Annotated in this window: 15 protein-coding genes and 1 pseudogene; 5 read left to right on the plus strand and 11 right to left on the minus strand. The window is 67.2% G+C overall.

Annotation, left to right across the window (positions count from 1 at the left end):
- Nucleotides 1-138 precede the first annotated feature (138 nt).
- Nucleotides 139-708: a LysM peptidoglycan-binding domain-containing protein gene (locus tag OHA42_RS38505; RefSeq protein WP_406233357.1), complete on the minus strand. Its 570-nt coding sequence runs from the start codon at nt 706-708 to the stop codon at nt 139-141.
- Nucleotides 709-1,118: 410 nt separating this feature from the next.
- Here OHA42_RS38505 and OHA42_RS38510 point away from each other — a divergent pair, with 410 nt between their 5' ends.
- Complete coding sequence (locus tag OHA42_RS38510) at nt 1,119-1,571, plus strand: hypothetical protein (RefSeq protein ID WP_406239888.1); 453 nt, start codon at nt 1,119-1,121, stop codon at nt 1,569-1,571.
- A gap of 177 nt (nt 1,572-1,748) precedes the next feature.
- Here OHA42_RS38510 and OHA42_RS38515 read toward each other — a convergent pair.
- The 7 genes and pseudogenes from OHA42_RS38515 to sucC all read right to left on the minus strand — a co-directional run bounded on the left by OHA42_RS38515 (nt 1,749) and on the right by sucC (nt 11,245).
- Nucleotides 1,749-3,280, minus strand: a pseudogene (locus OHA42_RS38515) (family 20 glycosylhydrolase).
- A gap of 164 nt (nt 3,281-3,444) precedes the next feature.
- Nucleotides 3,445-5,016: a bifunctional phosphoribosylaminoimidazolecarboxamide formyltransferase/IMP cyclohydrolase gene (gene purH / locus OHA42_RS38520; protein ID WP_406233358.1), complete on the minus strand. Its 1,572-nt coding sequence runs from the start codon at nt 5,014-5,016 to the stop codon at nt 3,445-3,447.
- 50 nt (nt 5,017-5,066) lie between these two features.
- Nucleotides 5,067-5,741: a phosphoribosylglycinamide formyltransferase gene (gene purN, locus OHA42_RS38525; protein WP_406239890.1), complete on the minus strand. Its 675-nt coding sequence runs from the start codon at nt 5,739-5,741 to the stop codon at nt 5,067-5,069.
- 58 nt (nt 5,742-5,799) lie between these two features.
- A complete protein-coding gene (locus OHA42_RS38530; RefSeq protein WP_406233360.1) occupies nt 5,800-7,314 on the minus strand; it encodes a DUF6350 family protein in 1,515 nt (504 codons plus the stop codon).
- A gap of 157 nt (nt 7,315-7,471) precedes the next feature.
- Nucleotides 7,472-8,563 (minus strand): DUF5336 domain-containing protein, encoded by a 1,092-nt coding sequence (locus tag OHA42_RS38535; RefSeq protein ID WP_406233362.1) that lies wholly within the window; start codon nt 8,561-8,563, stop codon nt 7,472-7,474.
- Nucleotides 8,564-9,152: 589 nt separating this feature from the next.
- Nucleotides 9,153-10,067, minus strand: coding sequence for a succinate--CoA ligase subunit alpha (gene sucD / locus OHA42_RS38540; RefSeq protein WP_328406358.1), 915 nt, complete (start codon nt 10,065-10,067; stop codon nt 9,153-9,155).
- Between the two features lie 11 nt (nt 10,068-10,078).
- On the minus strand, nt 10,079-11,245 hold the full coding sequence (sucC, locus tag OHA42_RS38545; protein WP_328406360.1) for an ADP-forming succinate--CoA ligase subunit beta: 1,167 nt from the start codon (nt 11,243-11,245) through the stop codon (nt 10,079-10,081).
- Between the two features lie 544 nt (nt 11,246-11,789).
- Between sucC and OHA42_RS38550 the strand changes: the two genes are divergently transcribed.
- On the plus strand, nt 11,790-13,013 hold the full coding sequence (locus OHA42_RS38550; RefSeq protein WP_406239892.1) for a M23 family metallopeptidase: 1,224 nt from the start codon (nt 11,790-11,792) through the stop codon (nt 13,011-13,013).
- Between the two features lie 453 nt (nt 13,014-13,466).
- A complete protein-coding gene (locus OHA42_RS38555; protein ID WP_406233364.1) occupies nt 13,467-14,846 on the plus strand; it encodes a DUF1731 domain-containing protein in 1,380 nt (459 codons plus the stop codon).
- 213 nt (nt 14,847-15,059) lie between these two features.
- On the opposite strand, the gene OHA42_RS38560 is transcribed toward OHA42_RS38555, so the two are convergent.
- A complete protein-coding gene (locus OHA42_RS38560; RefSeq protein ID WP_406233367.1) occupies nt 15,060-17,627 on the minus strand; it encodes a UvrD-helicase domain-containing protein in 2,568 nt (855 codons plus the stop codon).
- Between the two features lie 383 nt (nt 17,628-18,010).
- Between OHA42_RS38560 and OHA42_RS38565 the strand changes: the two genes are divergently transcribed.
- The gene (locus OHA42_RS38565; RefSeq protein WP_406239894.1) at nt 18,011-18,304 is read left to right on the plus strand and encodes a chorismate mutase; all 294 of its coding nucleotides are present in this window, start codon (nt 18,011-18,013) and stop codon (nt 18,302-18,304) included.
- 140 nt (nt 18,305-18,444) lie between these two features.
- On the opposite strand, the gene OHA42_RS38570 is transcribed toward OHA42_RS38565, so the two are convergent.
- Entirely contained in the window at nt 18,445-19,899 is a 1,455-nt protein-coding gene (locus OHA42_RS38570) for an NAD-dependent succinate-semialdehyde dehydrogenase (RefSeq protein WP_406233369.1), read from the minus strand.
- 159 nt (nt 19,900-20,058) lie between these two features.
- Here OHA42_RS38570 and pgi point away from each other — a divergent pair, with 159 nt between their 5' ends.
- The gene (gene pgi, locus OHA42_RS38575; RefSeq protein WP_406233371.1) at nt 20,059-21,696 is read left to right on the plus strand and encodes a glucose-6-phosphate isomerase; all 1,638 of its coding nucleotides are present in this window, start codon (nt 20,059-20,061) and stop codon (nt 21,694-21,696) included.
- Between the two features lie 220 nt (nt 21,697-21,916).
- On the opposite strand, the gene OHA42_RS38580 is transcribed toward pgi, so the two are convergent.
- A complete protein-coding gene (locus OHA42_RS38580) occupies nt 21,917-22,606 on the minus strand; it encodes a nucleoside/nucleotide kinase family protein (protein WP_406233372.1) in 690 nt (229 codons plus the stop codon).
- Nucleotides 22,607-22,645 lie beyond the last annotated feature (39 nt).

Genomic DNA, 22,645 nt, shown 5'->3' on the forward strand with positions numbered 1-22,645 from the left:
AGCGAGTCTTACGAGCGACCCGTTCGCAGCCCGTCTCGCGTCCGAGTCGTCGAAGCGCATGCGCCGAAGGCGCGAGTCTCGACGGCTCGGACGCGAGACCAAGGGGGCCGCGAACCCGCCGCGCCCGCGCGGCCAAAATTACGGGATGGTCAGGACCTGGCCGACGTTGATCGCATCCGGGTTGTCGATGCCGCTGGCGTTCGCGATCTCCTGGTAGCGGTTGCCGTCGCCGTAGAAGCGCTCGGCGATCGCCCACAGGGTGTCGCCCGGCTCGACCGTGTAGGTCTGCACAGCCGGCGGCGGGGGCGGAACCTCTTCGGCGGCCGGCGCGGCCGGAACCTCTTCGGCGACCGGCTCGGGAGCAGACAGCGGGTTGTCGGTCTGGGTCTCCGACGACCACAGGGCGCCGCCGTCGGTGCCGTACAGCACCACGTTGCGGTCGGCCTGCACGGTCAGCCTGTCGGCGCTCCTGCCGTTGGTCTCGGTGGACCAGGCAGCGCCTTCGCCCTTGTAGAGCACAAAGTTGCCATCCTCCTGCAGGACGGCGCGCTCGACACCCTGATCGTGAGTCTGGGTGGCCCACACGACATTTCCATCCGGCTCCGACAACACCAGGTTGCCATCCGGCTGCAGGGTCAGGGTGTACGCACCGCCCACCAGAGACTGGCCGAGTCCGAGTTCTTCACCTACGCGCAGCGTGTCGCCCACGTCGTTCCTTTCGAAGAGTTACTGTGCCAAGCATCCGACATCGACGCACGCCGCGACACCGCTTGTGACTGCACGCGGGTCGCCCGAAACAACACCGCTTGCGACTGCTTACAGGTCTCTCGAAAACAACACCGCTTGCGACTGCTTACAGGTCACAACACCGCTGGCGACTTGCTTGCAGATCGCTCGAAACAAGATCATGACGTACGTCGGAGCCGAATCTACTGCCCTTCCGACCCGCGTGGAGGGATTACGCGCACGGTTCGCCGAAAGTTCACTGTGTGGCGTTGGTCGCTGTGTTGGATTGTCGCACAGTGCAGCAGGCCGTCTACGGCGATAGCTGGCACACGGCGAGGGCGATCTTCGCCGGTCGCGGGGCGTGGTCAACTAGGGTGGTGTCCATGTCTCGGATGTCGGGTGCGCGCCCCGTTGCTGCCGCCGCAGTTCTGCTCGCCGTCCTCGCTGTCGCAGGCTGCGGCGGCTCCGACGACGAAGGCGCACAACAGAAAACGACGACCGCAACGACCTCGGCGCCGACGACGCCCACCGAGGAGGCGAGCGGCAATTCCGGCAACCCCTTCGTCGCCGATCCGACCATCGTCGGAGCCCATCCGATTCCGTTCACCTCGTGGACCCGGGTCGCCGACGATCGGATCGCGGTGAACTTCCAGACCGGCGCACCCGAGTGCTACGGCGTGGACGCGACCGCGAAGGAGACCGATTCGACGGTCACCATCGAACTGCGGTCCGGCACGCGCGCCGATGCAGTCGGGCGGATGTGCACGATGATCGCGGTGTTCGGCACGCTCGAGGTGCCGCTGCAGGCTCCGCTCGGGAACCGCCAGGTCCTCAGCGCGACGTAGGCCCCCGCAGCGAGGTCGCAGCCCCACAGCGGCGGAAACACATCCTGGTGACCGATGCCATAGATGTGTGCGCACCGCACCGCACCGCACCGCACCGCACCGCACCGAAAACCATGACGCACCAACATGACTCGAGTCAGGGCGGCGTGGTGTGCAGATCAAGGATGAGCGCATCGCTCACGAGACGGGTTCGGCGACCGCATCCGATAGCGCGGCGAACTCCAGGTAGCTGCCCGCGCGCGCCGGGCCCCAGGTCTTCTGCGCCATCACCCGCAGCGGCATCGTGATCGACACGGCAATCTGTGCGGGCGTCCGAACAGTCGGGTCGTCGCACCACACGAACAGACCGGACCCGAGGTTGCCTGCGTTCTGCTGCGGTGTCAGCCTGCTGCCGTCGACGAACACCGCGGGGTCCCACAGCTCGTAGGCTATCGGCGCAGGCACATTGCCGATCGAGGTCGGGCCGCCGGTCACGAAGTAGGTCGGCGTGAAGGCCGCGTTGCGGACCTGGTGTCCGGACGCGATGAGATCCATTGCGGTGCGCGCGATTCCGAAGTACGGCAGCGGCAGCTGCGGAATCCCCGCCCTACTCCAGAAATCGACAACGATGTCGGAATCGATGGCGATGGTTCCCTCGCCGGTGCGCAGACCGTCGTTCCAGATACGCGGTCGCTTGCCGTGCTCCCGCACTATCGCCGCGCCCCAATTGATCAGGCCGAGAAAGGCATCCACCGGTTGAGCCTGCGGTCCGTAGGTGGCGCGCGCATACGCGCCGATCTGTGGATAGTCCTCGAAGCTCGCGACACGGAGGCCGTCGAGCAGGAACTCGTCCGCACCGAGATGCCAATAGCGCCCAGGGAACAACGGCAGGAACTCTTCGAGGATGTCGCGCATCAGGTCGTAGCTGCGCGGATCGGCGATGTCGATGGCGGCGTCGGACACGACACCGTTCGCGCTGCGCAGTTTCACCTCCGGATGGGCGGCGAGAATGCCGTTCATGTGGCCGGGAAAGTCCACCTCGGGCACGATCTCGACCTGGTAGCGCGCCGCATATGCGATGAGATCGCGTAGCTCTTGTTTCGAATAGTGTTCCGGCGCTGTATTTCCGGATGCCGGTCGCTGCCGAGCCGGAACCCGAATCGGTCCGAGAGATGCAGATGCAGCACATTCAATTTGAACTGCCCCATCCGCCGGATCTGGGCGCGCAGCATATCGACCGGCATATACTCGCGACCGACATCGAGCATCAGCCCGCGCTCGCGGTACTCCGGCCAATCGGTCACAACCCCGCCGGGCAGCGTGATGCCGCGCCGCAGCAGTTGCAGCGCCGACCTGGTCGCGTAAAAGGCGCCCGCGACATCCGCACCGGTCAGCTCGAGGGTTTCTGACACCGATATCCGGTAGGCCTCAGGAGATTCCGGCGCTGCTGGCACCGAACCGGTTCGCAGCACGAGGTCGCCCGACTCACCCACCGAACCCGCCTGCGCCACAACGTCATTGCCGGTGACGGCGCGCAGTTCTTCGGCAAGGTCGGTGGCGCTGTCGCGCAGCGCATCCTGCGCGTACAACACCCGCGCGTGTGTACCGAGCGCGAACGAGGACCCACCGGGCACCCAGCGCTTCAGCGACGGAACAGCCTGCGGCACGACCTGCTCCGCACCGGCCTCCCCCTGCGCACCGAACACCACGGTGACCGCCGCGAGCATCATGACCACACCGACGCCATCGCTGCACGAGTCGACATGCGACCAACTGTAGAAAGCCGGGTTCGATATCCGCCGAAGGTTGGCGACCTGTGTCGTGCGCGGACGCGAAGAGGGCGGACCCGATGGGCCCGCCCTCTTGCTCGACCACGTGCTCGACGTGGTGTGGCTCAGTGCGCGAAGTGGCGAGAACCCGTGAGGTACAGAGTGACTCCGGCCTCGCGGGCCAGATCCACGGTGTCCTGATCGCGGACCGAGCCGCCCGGCTGCACGATCGCGCGGATGCCCGCCTGGATGAGCTGCTGCGGACCATCCGAGAAGGGGAAGAACGCGTCCGAAGCGGCGACCGAGCCCTTGGCGCGGTCACCGGCGCGCTGCACGGCAAGGCCGACCGCGTCCACCCGGTTCACCTGTCCCATGCCGACGCCGACCGAGGCACCGTCGTGGGCGAGCAGGATCGCGTTCGACTTCACTGCACGGCAGGCGCGCCAAGCGAATTCGAGATCCGCCAGGGTCTCGGCGTCGGCGGCCTCCCCGGCCACCAGCGTCCAGTTCTCCGGGTCATCGCCTGCCGCGTCCAGAATGTCGCGCTGCTGCAGCAACGCACCACCGCTGATCGGACGCAGCTCCCCGCCGGCCCGCTGCGGTGCCGCGGCGACCAGGATGCGCACATTCTTCTTGCGCTGCAACACTTCCACGGCGCCGTCGGCGTAGGACGGAGCGACGATCACCTCGGTGAAGATCTCGGCGACCTGCTCGGCCATCTCGACGGTCACCTGACGGTTGGCCGCGATCACACCGCCGTAGGCGCTGACCGGATCACACGCGTGCGCCTTGCGGTGCGCCTCGGCGATATCGGCGCCGATCGCAATGCCACAGGGGTTGGCGTGCTTGATGATTGCCACCGCGGGGGCGGCGTGGTCGTATGCGGCGCGCCACGCGGCATCGGCATCGGTGTAGTTGTTGTACGACATTTCCTTGCCGTGCAACTGCTGTGCCTGCGCGAGCCCGACGCCGCCGTCGTTGTCGACGTAGAGCGCGGCGGCCTGGTGCGGGTTCTCGCCGTAGCGCAGCACCGCGGCCTGCGCCCAGGTGCCGCCCAGCCAGCCGGGGAACTGCACACCGGTGGGCTCGGCCGACTCGGCCTTCCCCGGCACCAGCACGTTGGTCATCCAGCTCGCCACCGCGACGTCATAGCTCGCGGTGTGTTGGAAAGCCTTGGCCGCCAACGCGGTCCGCTCGGCCAGCGTGAAACCGCCGGCCTGCACCGCGCTGAGCACGTCGTCGTAGTCGCCGCTGTCGACGACCACTGCGACCGAAGGGTGGTTCTTGGCGGCGGCGCGCACCATGGACGGCCCGCCGATATCGATCTGTTCGACGCACTCGTCCGGAGTCGCCCCGCTGGCCACGGTCGCGGTGAACGGATACAGGTTCACCACCACCAGCTGGAACGCCTCGACGCCCAACTCCACCAGCTGGTCGACGTGCTCGGCCTTGCGGGTGTCGGCGAGGATGCCCGCGTGCACGCGTGGGTGCAGCGTCTTGACCCGGCCGTCCAGGGTCTCCGGGAACCCGGTCAGGTCCTCGACCTTGGTGACCGGGATGCCCGCGTCGGCGATCTTGCCTGCGGTCGACCCGGTCGACACGAGCTCGATGCCCGCGGCGTGCAGCCCGGTGGCGAGCTCGATGAGCCCGGTCTTGTCGTACACGCTGACAAGGGCCCGCTCGATCGACTTCCGCACCGACCCTTCGCTGCGCTCAGCCGGGTCAACCGTTCCTTCGCTGCGCTCACTCACCGAAGAACTCGCTCATCTGGGATAACTGCCTTTCGTCCGTCGGAGAAAATGCCTCTGGTGGCGACGGCGGCGACAACTTCCGCCAGCAACCGTCGCTCGACAACCTTGATGCGCTCGTGCAGCGTGGCCTCGTCGTCGTCGTCCAGCACCGGCACCGCTTCCTGCGCGAGGATCGGTCCGGTGTCGACGCCGGAATCGACAAGGTGCACAGTGGAGCCGGTGACGCGGACGCCGTAAGCCAGCGCGTCACGTACCCCGTGCGCGCCGGGGAAGGCGGGCAGCAGCGCGGGGTGGGTATTGATGATCCGGCCGCCAAATCGGGTCATGAACGCCGGACCGAGGAGTTTCATGAAGCCGGCCGAGACGACGAGATCGGGGTGGTACGCGGCGACCGTCTCGGTCAGCGCGGCATCCCACGCGGCGCGGTCGGGAAAGTCTTTGAGCGCCACCCGGAAATCCGGGATGCCCGCGGCGGCCGCGTACTCGGTGGCGGCACAGTTCCGGTCGACACCGACGGCGACGATTTTCGCGGGATAGTCGGATGCGGACGCGGCTTCGATGAGGGCGCGCAGCAGCGACCCGGTGCCCGAGGCCAGCACGACGACGGTGGCCGGGGCCGTGGTGGGCACCCACTGAGCATGCGGGGACGTCAGCGCTCTACTCCTGCGTATCGATCGAAAAGGCGGGGCTGTTCATAGTGCGGGCGGCACGAGACCGCCGCTGTAGAGCCTAACGACCGTCCACCGGGTCACTTTCCGGCAGGTCCGCCTCGACCACTTCGGCGTCGACGATGTCGGGGATGGTATCGCCGCCCGGCGCCGAACCGCGCACGCCGAGGGCGGGTTGCTCCTCGACGAGCTCGCCGTCGACTTCCACCTCGAGGTCAGGCCCGTCGTAGTGCTGGTACTCGTCATCGTCGAAGTAGTCGTCGTCATCGGCCGCGTACTCGTCGTGGTCGGCGTCGTAGTCGTCGTAGTCGTCGTCGTGATAGTCGGCGTGGTGATAGTCGGCGTACTCGTCGTCCGCGTAATAGTCGTCGTCCTCGTCGTATCGAGTACTCGGAGCACCGACCGGGACAACGAAGAAACGCCCGAATACCAGCCCCGCATAACCCGCGACGGCCAGCCAGACGAAGCTCACCACCGCGAAGATCGGCAGGTCGAGACCGACTCGGCCGAACGTTCCGAGTGCACCACCCGCGACCACGCCGAGCAATGCCAGCACCACAGTCGCCAGACCGGCCGAGGTCAGCGTCGCCCAGGGTGCGGCGACCCGGTCGGTGGAGGTCCGCGCGCTGTCCAGCCCGCCGAGGACACCGACCGCCGCCGGGACAAGCAGCAGCACCAGCCACCAGCCCGCCGCAGGCCCGGTCGGCACCGCGGCGAGCACCGGCACCGCCGGAATCGGCCCGCCGACCACCGAGAACACACCGACCGACGCGTCGCCGAACTGTGCGGATGCGCCCATCAGCGCGCTCACCGCAGCGACGACCACATTCGGCAGATAGGCGAGCGAGAGCAGAGTCAGTCCGATAATCCCGGCGGCATCGCCGGCCGATTGGTAGGTGTCACCGATCCTCGACCAATGCGCGAAGAATGACATGACGGTGACCGCGGTGGCACAGGCGAGTAGCCGCAGCACGGTCCGGCCCGCGCCGAACGTGCCTGCGACAGCCCAGTCCGGCATCCGCAGCAGAGTGAAAACCCGGCGCCGATTGCGGGAGGCGATCCCACCCGCCGCGGCGAGTAGATGCACGCCGCCGACCCAACCGAACGCGGCGAGGGTGTTCGGCGGTTGCAGCGCGACGACTCCGGAGGCGTCCTCGGCGACCGCCAGACAGACCGCCGTGACCAGTAGGGGCCCGCCCAGCGCCGCACCGAGAATCCAACCGAGATCTGCGCGAGTGCTGTTCGGCTCGACCGCGCGGGCGCATTCACGTCCGGAAAGCCAGACCAGCAGACCAGTCGGCAGCAGCGGCAGCAGGCCGAGCAACGTCTTGCCGATCACCAGCGGAACCTGGTGCGCCGCAAGCCAACCCGCGGCGATCGCGCCGGAGGTTCCGGCCATGCTGCTGCCCGAGGCCAGCAGCGTGGCGAGCACGAGGACGATAACGGCGGTGAGCGTGAGAGCCGTCGGGCGCGCGGCGACGAGTACCAGCACGCGGGCGCGTTCCGGACTCAGCGAAAGGAACCCGTGTTCGTCACCATCGCTTGGTGCCGGAGCGCCGCGACGCGACCTGCGCACCGAGGAATCCGGCGCGCTACGGGACCCGGTGGTCCGGCGAACAAGAGAGGATCTCGGGGAGCTCATAGAAATTCAGCGTGGCAGCTCCCCCGGCGCGAGCGGGTCAGGCGCGCCGCGCCCGCCCGCGATGGGCGCGGCGCCGGGAGAGCGACCGAAACTACTTGTTGTCGTCCGACGGACGGAACGCCTGGGTGGCGTCCGAGGCCGGGTCCGAACCCTGCTCACTACCGAAAGGCTGACCCGGCTGCGGCTGACCCGGCTGACCCGGCTGCGGCTGGCTCTGGCCGTAGCCGGGCGCACCGTACTGCTGCTGACCGGGCTGCGGTGCGCCGAAATGCTGGGTGGCGCTTTCGTCGGGGCGCGGCGTGGGCGCCGGCGCACCGTAGGGCGAACCCTGCTGTGCCGCACCGTATCCGGGCTGCTGACCGTAGGACGGCTGCTGACCGTAGCCCTGGCCGGGCTGGCTCTGGCCGTACGCGGGCTGGCCGGGCTGGCTCTGGCCATAGGTGGGCTGGCTCGGCTGGCTGGGCTGGGCCTGACCGTAGGAGGGCTGGCTCTGGCCGTAGGACGGCTGCTGCCCGTAGGTCTGGCCGGGCTGGCTCTGGCCGTAGCCGGACTGGCTCGGGCTCTGACCGAACGCCGAAAACGCCCCGGGCTGCTGGCCATAGCCACCCTGACCGAAACCGCTCGGCGGGCCCTGCGGCGTGGCCTGCTTGGGCGCGGGCGGCGTCAGGATGCCCGCTTCGAACAGCACCGCGCCGACTGCGGCCGCGGCCTGCACCAGGGCGAGGAAGAGCACAACCCATGCGCCCCACTTCAACTCGACACCGTCGGACAGATTGAACGACTGGACGACAAGCCCGAGGAAACCGGCGAGTGACGCGGCGGCGGCCGCACCGATCCAGTTCTGCTTCGGCAGCAGCGACAGTCCGGCGAGCAGGCCGCCGAGCAGCAGCAGCGCGAGCAGCGCCGTCAGCGGGACGTCGAAGCCGTTGGCACTCTCGCTGGCGATCTTGGCGCCGTTCAACGGGTTGACCGCCTCGCGGCCCGCATAGGGCAGGAACCCGAGCAGGAAGTTCAGCACGCCGAGGCCGGCGGCACCGACCGTGAGGAAGTACGGCAGTCCCTTGGCATCGGATCCGGGAGTGCTCGAACTTGTGCCGGTACTACCCGCCGACTGGCCGAGGCTGGAAGGAACGGAGGGCGTCGCGGGTGTGTTGTACCCGGAGCCCCCGGTCGGGTAGGACATGTCGTCGTCTCCTAGGTCGAGTCGTACGTTTCTAGACGGCTGGATCTCATCTGACGCTACTGCACTGGCCGGTCCCGGTCATCCTTAACGAACCGGCCGGGCGACCTGATCAAGCCTTCCGTGCCTGGTGCCGCATGACGGTCCCGACTCCATAACAATTCGCGCCCGGGGTATCCGGCGGCCGAGTCGCCGTGGACACTCCGGGCGGGAAACCCCTCTAGTCGAGGCGTGAAACCTCCGAATGACGTCAGTAGCGTGACGCCAGATAGTAGGTGCCGTAGCTGCCCTGGCAGTCGTAGTCCTGCCATTCCCCGCCCTTCACACCTGGTTGCCGCGAGACTCACACTGCCCCCAAGGTCCTCGGTCAGCCGCCCATCCGGCACCGGAACCCCGTTCGCCAGCACCAGTCGCACCAGCACAGCGCGTTCCAAAGGTCGATCGATGGCGACACTCTCCTCGCCCGCCCACACCCGCTGGGCCCAGCACCGGCACCTCCACGCCAACAGCATGGCAGCGCCTGATCAGACCACCCGCAACACGAAAAGGCCGCCGCCCGAAGTCGGGCGGCGGCCTTTTCGACTATCGCGAATCAGGCGGTGATGCTTGCCTTCTCCAGGATTTCGCGTGCGAGCGCGGCGGTCTCGGACGGCGTCTTGCCGACCTTCACACCGGCAGCCTCGAGTGCGTCCTTCTTGGCCTGGGCAGTGCCGGCCGAGCCGGAGACGATGGCGCCCGCGTGGCCCATGGTCTTGCCCTCGGGGGCGGTGAAGCCCGCGACGTAGCCGACGACCGGCTTGGTGACATTGGCCTTGATGTAGGCCGCGGCCCGCTCCTCGGCGTCGCCGCCGATCTCGCCGATCATCACGATCAGCTTGGTCTCCGGGTCCTTCTCGAACGCCTCGATGGCGTCGATGTGGGTGGTGCCGATGACCGGGTCGCCGCCGATGCCGATGGCGGTCGAGAAGCCGAAGTCACGCAGCTCGAACATCATCTGGTAGGTCAGGGTGCCGGACTTCGACACCAGACCGACCGGACCCTTGCCGGTGATGTTGGCCGGGGTGATGCCGACCAGCGACTCGCCGGGGGTGATGATGCCGGGGCAGTTCGGGCCGATGATCCGGGTCTTGTTGCCCTTCTCGACGTTGTAGGCCCACGCGTACGCGGTGTCCTGCACCGGGATGCCCTCGGTGATGACCACGAGCAGCGGGATCTCCGCGTCGATGGCCTCGATGATGGCGTCCTTGGCGAACTTCGGCGGCACGAACGCAATGGAGACATCCGCGCCGGTTTCCTTGATGGCCTCGGCGACGGTGCCGAACACCGGCAGCTCGACCGCGGCGCCGTCCTTATCGGTGTGCGCGACGGTGGTGCCCGCCTTGCGCGCGTTGACGCCACCGACGACCTGGGTGCCGGCCTTGAGCATCAGTGCGGTGTGCTTGGTGCCCTCACCGCCGGTGATGCCCTGGACGATGACCTTCGAGTCCTTGTTCAGGAAGATAGACATTTCCGATTTCCTTACTTGGCCGCTGCCAGTTCGGCGGCCTTGTCGGCGCCTTCGTCCATTGTCTGCGCAAGTGTGATCAGCGGATGCGCGGCATCGACCAGGATCTTGCGGCCCTCGTCGACCTTGTTGCCGTCGAGACGGACGACCAGCGGCTTGTTCGCCTCGGCGCCCAGGATTTCCAGCGCCTTCACGATGCCGTTGGCGACCGCGTCACACGCGGTGATGCCACCGAAGACGTTCACGAACACGCTCTTGACCTGCGCGTCGTTCAGGATGACATCCAGGCCCGCGGCCATGACCTCGGCCGAGGCGCCGCCACCGATGTCGAGGAAGTTGGCGGGCTTGACGCCGCCGTGGTTCTCGCCCGCGTAGGCGACCACGTCGAGCGTGGACATGACGAGACCGGCGCCGTTGCCGATGATGCCGACCTCACCGTCGAGCTTGACGTAGTTGAGGTCGTTTTCCTTGGCCTTGAGCTCCAGCGGGTCGGTCGCGTCCTTGTCCGCGAACGCCTCGTGGTCCGGGTGCCGGAACTCGGCGTTCTCGTCGAGGGTGACCTTGCCGTCGAGGGCCAGGATCTGGTTGTCGGGGGTGCGGACCAGCGGGTTGACCTCCACCAGGGTGGCGTCTTCGCCGACGAACACCTCCCACAGCTTCTGGATGGTCACGGCCGCGGCGTCCAGCACGTCGGCGGGCAGGTGGCCCTGCTCGGCGATCGAACGGGCGAACGCGAGGTCGACACCCTTGACGGCGTCGACCGGGACCTTGGCCAGCCGCTCCGGCTTGGTGGCGGCGACCTCTTCGATCTCCATGCCGCCTTCGACCGAGCACATGGCCAGGTAGGTGCGGTTGGAACGATCCAGCAGGAAGGAGATGTAGTACTCCTCCGCGATGTCCTTGGCCTCGGCGACAAGGAGCTTCTTCACGATGTGGCCCTTGATATCCAGGCCGAGGATGTTCTGCGCATGGGTAAGCGCGTCGTCCGGGGTGGCGGCGTACTTGACGCCACCCGCCTTGCCACGGCCGCCCACCTTGACCTGTGCCTTGATCATTACCGGCTTGCCGATTTCCTCCGCGATGGCGCGGGCTTCCTCGACCGTGTCCGTCACGCGGCCCTCGGACGAGGGCACTCCGTGCTTAACGAAGAGCTCCTTCGCCTGGTATTCGAAGAGATCCATGTACTCACCGTCTCGTCTGCGTTGCTATGACAACGTCTTTGTTGGCGGCCCGACGTCGGAAGCGGGTCGGGTCGGACTCTAACCAGTCACATGGATGGCCAAACGGCCACATTCATCGTAAGTGGCGCAGGTCACGGGCCAGTGTCCAGGCCGGAAAAACCGCTGGCCAACACTACTCGCGAGTAGCTTTTGGCGGTGCGCCAGGTAGATCAGCCGAACCCGGAAAAGGGAGCTGTCTACTACAAGCTGTCGTCGAACGACCTCACCCGAGTGCCCAGCGCGCGGTGCGATATTCCGTAGTGTTACCGTGATCAATCTCACATGTTTGAATTGATCGCGCGCAGCGCTTGCGAACCCCGCAATCGTTTCGTTACCGTCAGTGCGGTCGATGTCACAACACGGTCACGACTAGGAGGACGGCAAGCTTGACGCAGCACAGCACTCCGCACACGGAGAGCCGTTCCGCAGATGACCTGTCAACACCCCATCGGGGCAGGGATCTCGACACCGCGAACATCTCCAGCTTCATGATGTGGCACAGCCGATGAATCATCGCTCGACCCTCCCTACTTCCAATCGCGTTCGCTCCGGCCATCGTTATCGGGCCGATGACGAACCGTTCGGCGGTTACGCCGACCAGAGCAGACAGGGTGCCCCAGCAGCCGACGCCCGATACGCGGCCCCCGCCGCCGGAGCGCATGCCGGATACGACTTCCACCCCGCAGGCGACCACCGCGACGACTCTTGGTCCGCGAACGGTGCATGGTCGCAACAGGATTCGTGGTCCGACGGCGGCGCATGGTCGGCCGAGGAAGCGTGGGCGCCCGCCGCCGACAACTCTTGGACGCCCGAAACCAACAACTCTTGGACGCCCGAAGCCGGTGACTCCTGGACGGCCCCCGCCGACGACTCGTGGACTCCCGATACCGGTGATTCCTGGGCCCCCGACGCGGACGACTCGTGGGAACACGAGACGGACGATGCCGAATCCCCTGCCTTTCCCACTGTCATCCCCGGGCGCCGTTCGCAGCGCCGCGGCGGCGCACATCGAGTGCCGGCGCCACCGTCCTCGCTCAAAGGACGTGCCGCGGTCGTCGCTGTCGCGGCCGGCGCTGTCGTCGCCGCAGGCCAGGCCGCGTTCGCCTCGCCCGAACAGCCTTCGGCGACCGTCGACTACGAAGCCGCCGGTCAGATTCACGAGATCGCCGCGCAGTCGATGAGCGTGTCCGACCCCACTGCCGCACCGGATTCGCCTCAGGTGCTCAATGTCTCGGCCCCGAGCAACCTGGGCCAGTTCAACGACATCCTGCAAAAAGGGCAGAAGTACGCCGAGGATCTCGCCGCTGAAGAAGCCGCCAAGCTGCGCCCGCTGTTCACGAAGTTCGCCGCGGGCAATTTCACCTCCGGCTACGGTGCCCGCTGGGGCGTCCAGCACCTCGGCATCGACATCGCGGGCCCGATCGGAACCCCGATCTACGCGGTAGCCGACGGCACGGTCATCGAGGCCGGCCCGGCCAGCGGATTCGGCATGTGGGTTCGGCTGCTGCACGACGACGGCACCGTCACCATCTACGGCCACATCGACACCGCAACGGTGTCACAGGGCCAGCGAGTCCTGGCGGGCGATCAGATTGCCACCATCGGCAACCGCGGCTTCTCCACCGGCCCGCACTGCCACTTCGAGGTATGGCTCAACGGCCACGACAAGATCGACCCGCTGCCCTGGCTCGCCACCCGCGGCATCAGCCTCGGCCAACAGCGCGACTGACCATGCCGCCACACCCGCCTCTGTAGGCATAGAGCCCGCTCATCGGTGGGCTCGGCGCCGCGCCTCGGACCGGTAGTCGCTGTGCCCTGGTGTGGTGGCGCGGACTGCTGCCGCAGGTCTTGGTGCCGTGTCGCACACCGGCAGCTGCTGCAGGCCTTCGACGCGTGTCTCGAACCGGCGATCGCTGGAGGCATCGCGCTGTGCCACACCACCGAATTGCACGCACAGGCCGACAGCTACTGCGCCCCTCGCTCATCGACGGCCACGGTAGGACTCGGCACCATGTCGCGCACCCCGACAGCTGACCGGTGTCCTGTCACCGGTTGCCGAATCCGAATCCGAACCCGAGGCCGCGCCACGCCGCGGCGAGAAGGCCGAGATCGGGGCCGGCGCGGTGTGTAGGTGATCAACGGCACGCTTCCTGCGTGCGCCGGAGCGAGATAGCTTCTGGATATGGCTCGTACAACGACGTACACCCAATTCATTGCACTGCCAACGGAAGACGTATGGCGGGTGCTGGGGGATCCGGATCGGTGGCCGGAGTGGAATGCGGCGGTCACATCAGTGCGGCTGCATGGGGTGGTTGCGGTCGGCGCTACCGGGGATTATCTGCCGCGCGGGCGGGTCCTCGAGGCGGTGCACGGGCGGACTGCGCCGCCGTTTGTGATCACGGTGCTTGTTCCCGGGCATGAACTGGCGCTGGAGCAACCGGAACCGGCGGGGCGAATGCGGATGTCGTGGACGCTGACGCCGCGCGACGGTGGGACCGAGGTGACACAGCGGCTCACCTTCAGCGGGGTGTCCGCGCCGATCGCCAGGGCCGTAGTCGCTCCGCAGCTGGAAACAGATGCCCGTGTGTGCTTTGCACGGCTCGCTCAGCTCGCCGGGATCGCTCCGGACGCTTCGGCCTTGCATGCGGTGATCGCGGGCGGCACCGGGGCATTGGGCAAGCAGATTGCCGCAGACCTGACCTGCCGGGGCCATCGCGTAACCATCCTGACGCGGCGGCGCGACCCGGAGCTGCCGTTCGCGCAGGCGGAATGGGACGGCAGGTCCGTCGGCGAATGGGTTGGTGTGCTGAAGAATTCGGGTCCCACCGCGGTGATCAATCTGGCGGGCAAGCTGGTCGACTGCCGACCGACCCGACGCAATATCGATGAATTGCGCCGCAGCCGAGTGGATTCGACGCGCGCCCTGGTCGACGCGGCCGCCACGCTGGACGCGCCGATCGACTACTGGGTGCAGGCCGGCACGACCGCGATCTGGTCGGATGCGGGCGAAATCCGTTGCACCGAAACAACTCCGCTGCCGGTCGGGCTACCACAGATGACCGGAGTGGCCGAGCCATGGGAGCGCGCCTTCGATGGTGCAAATGCGCTGCACTCGACGATCCTGCGCACCTCGATCGTGCTCGACGCCCAGGCCCCCGCACTGAGACGACTCGGCCAATTGACCAAAGCCGGCCTCGGCGGCCGGGTCGGCAGCGGCAAGCAGTGGTTCAGCTGGATTCACATCGCAGACTGGCTCGCCATCGTCCGCGCCGCCCTCGGACTCGACCCCGAGGTCACGCTGCCGAACGGAATCCTGGTGGCCGCCACCGACTTCCCGGTCCGCAACCGCGAACTGATGACGGCGCTGCGCAGACACCTGCACCGCCCGCCCGCACCGCCGACCCCGGCAGCCCTGCTGGCAGTCGGCGCGATCCTGCTGCGCTCGGACCCCGCCCTCGGCCTCACCGGCAGGCATGCAACCTCAACGGTGCTGCGCGAAGTCGGTTTCCGCTTCCAATACCCAAGCCTGGACGAAGCACTCAGCGATCTGCTGCCCCGCTGATCGATATCGAACAACCAGATCGCAGAAAGCTGCCCGTAGGACCACAACAATCCACCCACGACAGCGAATTGGCGCTGCCTGCTCGACCAGCCCGTCAGCGTGCTCACGCAGCCGCAGCTCGAGAGTCTCGATTCACCCGAGCGGACACGTCGAACCACCTCGGGGCGACGGCTTGCCACCCTTCGATCAGCAGAGCGGTTGGCAGCCGCTTTCTCAGAGCTTGACCAGCGTCCGGCTGTATTGCGGGATCAGGCGAATCTTTCCGGCAGTGCCGAAATCGATGGTGACGGTGGCCAACGGCCCGAAGCCTTCGGCCGCGACAACTCGGCCGAGGCCGTATTTGTCGTCGGTGACCCGGTCCCCAACGGCAAGTACGAGATTGGCGTTGTTGCGGGTGGCGCCGCCGGGTGCGGGGCGGCGCGGGCCGCGGTCACCGCGCACGCCGGGGCGCTGCTCGTTCCAGCCGTCGCCTCGGGTCCAGTCCCGTTCCACGCTGTCGTCGTCACCGCGACGCCGGATGCCGCGCGTCAGCGGTGAACCGCTCGGCTCCAGCCGCTTCCAGTCGATGAGGTGGCTCGGAATCTCCTGTAGGAAGCGAGATTCCGGGTTCGAGACGGGCTGGCCCCAGCCGGAACGGACCACCGCGCGCGACAGGTACAGCCGTTGCCTGGCCCTGGTGATGCCGACGTAGGCGAGGCGGCGTTCCTCGGCGAGCTCGGAGGGATCGCCGAGCGCCCGCATGTGCGGGAACTGGCCGTCCTCCCAGCCCGTCACGAACACGACGGGAAACTCCAGGCCCTTGGCGGTGTGCAGGGTCATCATCGTGACCACGCCCGCGCCCTCGTCGGGGATCTGATCGGTGTCGGCCACCAGCGAGACCCGCTCCAGGAAGGCCGCGAGCGAACCGGGATCCGGTTCACCATCGGCCGCCTCCGGCACCAGGCCCTCCTCGCGGGCCGCGGCGGCATTGTTGTAGGCCTCGGAGCTGAATTCCCGTGCGACGCTGACCAATTCGTTCAGGTTGTCCAGCCGCGCGCCGTCCTGTGGGTCGTCGGACGCCGCCAGCTCGGCGCGATAGCCGGTGCGTTCCAGCACCGCATCGACCACATTCCCGACATCCGGGAAGTCGAGGTCGGCCTGTGCGCCCGCCGCCCGAATCTGCTCGAGCAGCTCGAGGAACCCGGCGATCGCGCGCTGGGCGCGGGTGTTCAGCAGTGCGACCTTGCCCTCGGCGGCATCGCGCAGTGCCGCGGCGAAACCGATGTCGCGCTGTTCGGCATGCACGGCCACGCACGCCTCGGCGCGGTCACCGATGCCGCGGCGTGGGGTGTTGAGAATCCGACGCAGGCTCACCGCGTCGTCGGGGTTCTCCAGTACGCGCAGGTAGGCGACAATGTCGCGCACCTCTTTGCGCTCGTAGAAGCGGACGCCGCCGACCACCTTGTACGGCAGGCCCATTCGAATGAAGATTTCTTCCAGCGCGCGCGAGTTGTTGTTGGTGCGATAGAAGACCGCAACGTCGCCGTACGTGGCTTCCTTGGCATCCACCAGCCGGTCGATCTCGCGGGCCACGAAGGAGGCCTCGTCGTGCTCGTTGTCGGCGACATAGCCGGTGATCAGATCACCTTCGCCGGAATCGGTCCACAGTCGCTTGTCGCGACGGTTCTCGTTGCGCGAGATCACCGCGTTCGCGGCCGAAAGGATGTGCTGGGTGGACCGGTAATTCTGTTCCAGCAGAATAGTTTCGGCATCCGGAAAGTCGCGTTCGAATTCCTCGATATTGCGGATGGTCGCGCCGCGGAAGGCGTAGATGGACTGGTCCGCGTCACCGACCACGCACAGTTCACTCGGCGCCACCGCGTCCGGCGCCTCGCCGTCGCCGGATTCCGCTGCCTCGCTGTGGTGTCCTACCAGCTCACGCACCAGAATGTACTGCGCGTGGTTGGTGTCCTGATACTCGTCGACGAGCACGTGCCGGAAGCGGCGCCGGTAGTACTCCGCGACCTGCGGGTGGTTTTGCAGCAGCGCCACCGTCTCACCGATCAGGTCGTCGAAATCCATCGCGTTCGCGGCGCGCAGTCGGCGCTGATATTCGGTATAGACCCTGGCGATGAGACCCGGCAATTCGGTCTCGTCGGACTCGGCGTCCGCCGTTGCCTGCGCGGGCCCGATGAGCTCGTTCTTCAGATTCGAGATGGCGGTCGCGAGTAGCCGCGCCGAGTATTTCTTCACATCGATGTCGAAGTCGCGGCTGATCATCGTGAGCAGTCGCCGCGAATCGTCGGCATCGTAGATGGAGAAATTCGAATTCAGCCCGGGCAGCAGGGCCGACTGCATGTGCAGGATGCGCACGCAGCTGGAGTGGAATGTGGAAACCCACATATTGTTGGCGCGCGGGCCGACCAGACCGATGACGCGTTCCCGCATCTCCGCAGCAGCCTTGTTGGTGAAGGTGATGGCCAGGATTTGGCCGGGCGTCGCGCCGCGCGCGGCGAGCAGATAGGCGATGCGCCTGGTCAGCACGGCGGTCTTGCCCGAGCCCGCGCCCGCGACGATCAGCAGCGGCGCGCCGGTGTGCACGACCGCGGCGCGCTGTTGCGGGTTGAGGCCCTCGAGTAGCCGCTCGGCCTCTTCGGCCTTGCGTTGCTCCCTTTCGAGGCGGCGCTGTTCAGGGGACTGCACCGAATCCACGGCACGACCATCGTCGACCTGCGGTTTCTTGGCTGAGTCCTGGTGCCGAGTCTGCCCGGCCTGCATCTGGGGAGCCACCGTGATGTCCATCGTCCATCAACGCTACCGGCGGCTACCGACAGACATGAAGTCCCGTTCCCGTCGATGTCTGTTCGGCGGCGTGTCGGCGAACGATGAGTGAACGGCCGCAGCGTGTCCCGGACGGCAAATCTGTGACGGCGCTCTCAGCAGATTCACAAAATGAAGTGTTTTGCATTGCTTCGGACCCATGGCACACTGGCCACATGATCTGCGCTCGTGGGATGTATCCGATACGGTTAACAGCCGGATATCGTGATGGCAGACCCTACGCCTGAGCGCCCGTCCGGGGGGACAATGCAACACCCCAACAGGTCTGTTGCACGGTGAAAGAACCGATCGGTAACGAGCCGGGCTCACCCGCCGATCCATGTTCTGACACGAGGAGATGAATGATGAGCACGCCTGCCACGACGACCGGGTCCGACTCGGCTCTCCCGCACTCCGAGGCGGAGATCGAGAAGCTCCGCAAGGAGATCGACCAGCTCGACGCGGACATCCTCGCCGCCATCAAGCGCCGAACCGAGATCTCCAGGATCATCGGCCGCACGCGCATGGCTTCCGGCGGACCCCGCCTCGTGCACAGTCGTGAGATGAAGGTGCTCGAGCGCTTCAGTGAACTCGGCCAGGAGGGCCACACCCTCGCGATGCTGCTGCTCCGGCTCGGCCGCGGCCGCCTCGGCCACTGACTGCCTGCCCGCTGGGCTACCGACTGCCCGCCGCGCACGCGGCCCCCACACTCATGCGGCGATCGTAAGACCTCCGCATTCCCAAAGGCCGCCCCGGGTGTTCACCCCCGGGGCGGTCGTTTCGCGTCCGGGACCGGCGCTCAGGTGAGCGCGATGTACTTGGTGGACAAGTACTCTTCGATGCCCTCGATACCGCCCTCTCGGCCGAAGCCAGAGGCCTTCACACCACCGAAGGGCGCGGCGGGGTCGGAGATCACGCCACGATTGACCCCGACCATGCCGCTGTCCAGACCCTCCGCGACGCGCAGCGCGCGATCGAGGTCGCGGGTGTAGACATAGCTGACCAAACCGAATTCGGTGTCGTTGGCGGCGGCGAGCCCCTCTGCCTCGGTCTCGAAACCGACGATCGGGGCGACCGGCCCGAACACCTCCTCGCGCAGGATCCTGGCGTGCGGCGGCACCTCGGTCAGGATGGTTGCGGGGTAGAACCAGCCGGGGCCGCCCGGCGCCTTGCCGCCCAGCTGCACCTGCGCGCCCGCCGACACCGCGTCCTCGACGAGTTCGCTCACGATGTTCAGCTGGTCCTCGCTGATCAGCGGGCCGAGGGTGGTGCCGGGGTCGGTGCCGGGACCGAGCGTGACGGTGCTCGACATGGTCTCGACGAACTTGGTGGTGAACTCCTCGAGCACGCCGCTCTGCACATGGAAACGGTTGGCCGCGGTGCATGCCTCGCCGCCGTTGCGCAGCTTGGCGAGCATCGCGCCCTGCACGGCCGCATCGATATCGGCATCGTCGAACACCACGAACGGCGCGTTGCCGCCGAGTTCCATCGAGGTACGCAACAGTCCGTGGGCCGACTTCTCGACGAGCTTCTTACCGACCTCGGTCGATCCGGTAAAGGTGAGCTTGCGCAGGCGCGGATCGTCGAGCAGCGGCTGCGTCACCGCGCCGGAACGGCTGGAGGTGATCACCGAGAGCACACCGTGCGGCAGGCCGGCCTCGCTGCACAGCTTCGCGAGCAGCAGCATGGTCAGCGGGGTCGCCGAAGCGGGCTTGACGATCATCGTGCAGCCCGCCGCGAGTGCGGGACCGATCTTGCGAGTCCCCATGGCCAGTGGGAAGTTCCACGGCGTAATCGCCAGACACGGTCCGACCGGCTGCTTGTGCACCATGATCCGGCCGGCCCCGGACGGCGCGTGCAAATAGCGCCCGTGCACGCGCACGGCCTCTTCGCTGAACCAGCGAAAGAACTCGGCGCCATAGCGCACCTCGTTGCGACTCTCCGGCAGCGCCTTGCCCATTTCCAAGGTCATCAGCAGCGCGAATTCCTCGGCGCGTGCGGTGATCGCCTCGAACACCGCGCGCAGGATCTCGCCACGCTCCCGCGCCGAGGTCGCGGCCCAATCCGCCTGTGCCGCGTCGGCCGCGTCGAGCGCGCGCACCGCGTCCGCCGGCGTCGCGTCCGCGACGTGCGTCAACACCTCCCCGGTGGCCGGATTGTGCACCTCGAAAGTGCCGCCTCCGGTGGCATCGACCGGCCCGCCGATCCACAACTGCGTCGGTACTGACTGAAGAAGTTCGCGTTCGGACACCATGTCGCCAGCCTATGCCGACCGCTCGACCGATCGCCGGCGAAATCTCCCGCGACCGAGCGGGTGCCGCGGACCCGGCTCCGGTGGCCGAGGGCCCAACACCCGCCCAAGTTTGCGTACCTTCCCTGCGCGGCGGATCGAGGGCTTGTACCCTCGGCGAACGTGAGCAGCGACATCACCGCATCGGCGGCATGGGGGAAACTGCACGATCACCACGGCGCGGTCGCCGAGCGACACCTGCGTGAGTTCTTCGCCGACGATCCGGCCCGTGGCCGTGAGCTGACCGTCCAGGTTGCCGACCTGCACATCGACTACAGCAAGCACCGCGTCACGCGGGAAACCCTGGAGTTGCTGGTCGAATTGGCGCGCGAGGCAGGCGTCGTCGAGCGCCGGGACGCGATGTTCCGCGGCGCGCACATCAACACCTCGGAGAACCGGGCGGTCGAGCACATCGCGCTGCGCCTGCCCGCCGGTGAATCACTGATCGTGGACGGCGCCGACGCGGTCGCCGAGGTGCACGAGGTGCTGCGGCGGATGGGCGAATTCACCGACTCGCTGCGCTCGGGCGAATGGCGCGGCGCGACCGGCGAACGGATCACCACGGTGGTCAATATCGGGATCGGCGGGTCGGATCTCGGACCCGAGATGGTCCATCGCGCGCTGCGCCACTACGCAGACGCCGGGATCGGCGCACGCTTCGTGTCGAATGTCGACCCCGCGGACTTGGTCGCGAAACTCGACGGCCTCGACCCGGCGACCACGCTGTTCATCGTTGCGTCCAAGACGTTCTCGACACTGGAGACCTTGACCAATGCCACCGCCGCGCGGCGCTGGCTGGTGGCGGCACTCGGCGCGGACGCCGTCGCCGAGCACTTCGTCGCGGTGTCGACGAATGCCGAGCGGGTCGCCGAATTCGGCATCGACACCGCGAACATGTTCGGGTTCTGGGACTGGGTCGGCGGACGCTACTCGGTGGATTCCGCCATCGGCCTTTCGGTGATGGCGACGATCGGCAAGGAACGCTTCGGCGAGTTCCTCGCCGGCATGCACGCCGTCGACCAGCATTTCGCGACCGCTCCGCTCGCGGCGAACGGTCCAGTGCTGCTCGGCCTGCTCGGGGTCTGGTACTCGAACTTTTTCGGCGCGGAATCCCGTGCGGTGCTGCCCTATTCGAATGATCTCGCGCGCTTTCCCGCCTACTTGCAGCAGCTGACCATGGAGTCCAACGGCAAGTCGGTGCGCGCCGACGGCACGCCGGTGACCACCTCGACCGGGGAAATCTTCTGGGGCGAACCGGGTACCAACGGCCAGCACGCCTTCTACCAGCTGCTGCACCAGGGCACCCGCCTGATCCCTGCGGATTTCATCGGATTCGCCCGTCCCACCGATGATCTGCCCACCCGCGACGGCACCGGCAGCATGCACGACATCCTGATGAGCAACCTGTTCGCCCAGACCAAGGTGCTCGCCTTCGGCAAGACCGCCGAGGAGATCGCCGCCGAAGGCACCGACCCGAAAGTGGTGCCGCACAAGGTGATGCCCGGCAACCGGCCGAGCACCAGCATCCTCGCCCCGCAACTGACTCCGTCGGTGGTCGGCCAGCTGATCGCCCTCTACGAACATCAGGTCTTCGTCGAGGGCACCATCTGGGGCATCGACAGCTTCGACCAGTGGGGCGTCGAACTGGGCAAACAGCAGGCCCTCGCGGTGGCGCCGCTGCTCACCTCCCCGGAAGAGCCCGAGCCCCAAGGGGATTCCTCCACCGACGCGCTGATCCGCTGGTATCGCGCCAACCGCTGACGGACGCCGCTGAGCGTGCTGTCTCGGAAACGTCGGTCATGCCGGGTGTTTCGCACGCCTGCGGCCTCCAGTCGGCGGGTAATGCTGGTGTCGCCGCATTGCGCGTCGGGTGCGCGAGCCCGGAGATTCGCCGAGACTGCTTCATCGGTCCGAGATTGCCGTCGAGCCGCAGCACTCGCCGAGCCGTTTCGACCCGGTCGAATGTCCGGGTATCGAGACCTCAGGCATCCGCGGTGTAGTAGCGGCCCTCGCGCTGACGGAGCACCAGATCGGCGCGCTGCCTCGTGCCCGCGATCAGGTCGGCATTCGGCAGATCGCTGTCGCGCACCTTGATTCGGGCGGCGTCGGCGCTGCGGCCGCCGCGAATATGGCGGCGTATCAGGCGCTGTGCGATCACGTCCCGATCGACGTCCAGGTACCAGACTTCGTCGAGCAGCGGGCGCACCCGGCACCACGAGCTGGATTCGCGATCGTTCAAGAGCAGGTAGTTGCCCTCGGTGATCGCGATTTCGTGCCCGTCGAAGACGACGCCGGCCTGCGTCGGCTCCTCGATGGCACGGTCGAAAGTCGGCCATGGCACCGGCTCGCCGATCGGGGTATCGCGCAGGCGGCGCAACGTGTCGAGGTAGCCGTCGACATCGAAGGTATGCGGTTCGCCCTTGCGCTCGACATCGCCCGTCGCGCGCAGCGCCGCGTTCGGCAAATGGAAGCCGTCCATCGGCGCGATCTCGGCAATCAGCATGCCCGCTCGAATGTTCAGCTCGTCCCGGATGGACTTGGACAGCGTGGACTTGCCCGCCCCCGGCGGCCCCGCGATACCGAGCACATACCGACGGGCGCACGCCGCCGCCCTTATCCGCAGGTGCTCGACGAGCGAGCGCACAGGCATTTCGACGGTAGTCCGCGTCATCGGAGCCACAGTACTCAGACTGCGCACCGCTGCCGGCGA

Source organism: Nocardia sp. NBC_01009 (assembly GCF_045208035.1).
Taxonomy (GTDB): domain Bacteria; phylum Actinomycetota; class Actinomycetes; order Mycobacteriales; family Mycobacteriaceae; genus Nocardia.

Coding starts and splice junctions, on each gene's coding strand:
- OHA42_RS38510 (WP_406239888.1), top strand. CDS start 1,119: ATGTCGGGTGCGCGCCCCGTTGCTGCCGCCGCAGTTCTGCTCGCCGTC.
- OHA42_RS38535 (WP_406233362.1), bottom strand. CDS start 8,563: ATGTCCTACCCGACCGGGGGCTCCGGGTACAACACACCCGCGACGCCC.
- sucD (WP_328406358.1), bottom strand. CDS start 10,067: ATGTCTATCTTCCTGAACAAGGACTCGAAGGTCATCGTCCAGGGCATC.
- sucC (WP_328406360.1), bottom strand. CDS start 11,245: ATGGATCTCTTCGAATACCAGGCGAAGGAGCTCTTCGTTAAGCACGGA.
- OHA42_RS38550 (WP_406239892.1), top strand. CDS start 11,790: ATGAATCATCGCTCGACCCTCCCTACTTCCAATCGCGTTCGCTCCGGC.
- OHA42_RS38555 (WP_406233364.1), top strand. CDS start 13,467: ATGGCTCGTACAACGACGTACACCCAATTCATTGCACTGCCAACGGAA.
- OHA42_RS38560 (WP_406233367.1), bottom strand. CDS start 17,627: ATGGACATCACGGTGGCTCCCCAGATGCAGGCCGGGCAGACTCGGCAC.
- OHA42_RS38565 (WP_406239894.1), top strand. CDS start 18,011: ATGAGCACGCCTGCCACGACGACCGGGTCCGACTCGGCTCTCCCGCAC.
- OHA42_RS38570 (WP_406233369.1), bottom strand. CDS start 19,899: ATGGTGTCCGAACGCGAACTTCTTCAGTCAGTACCGACGCAGTTGTGG.
- OHA42_RS38580 (WP_406233372.1), bottom strand. CDS start 22,606: ATGACGCGGACTACCGTCGAAATGCCTGTGCGCTCGCTCGTCGAGCAC.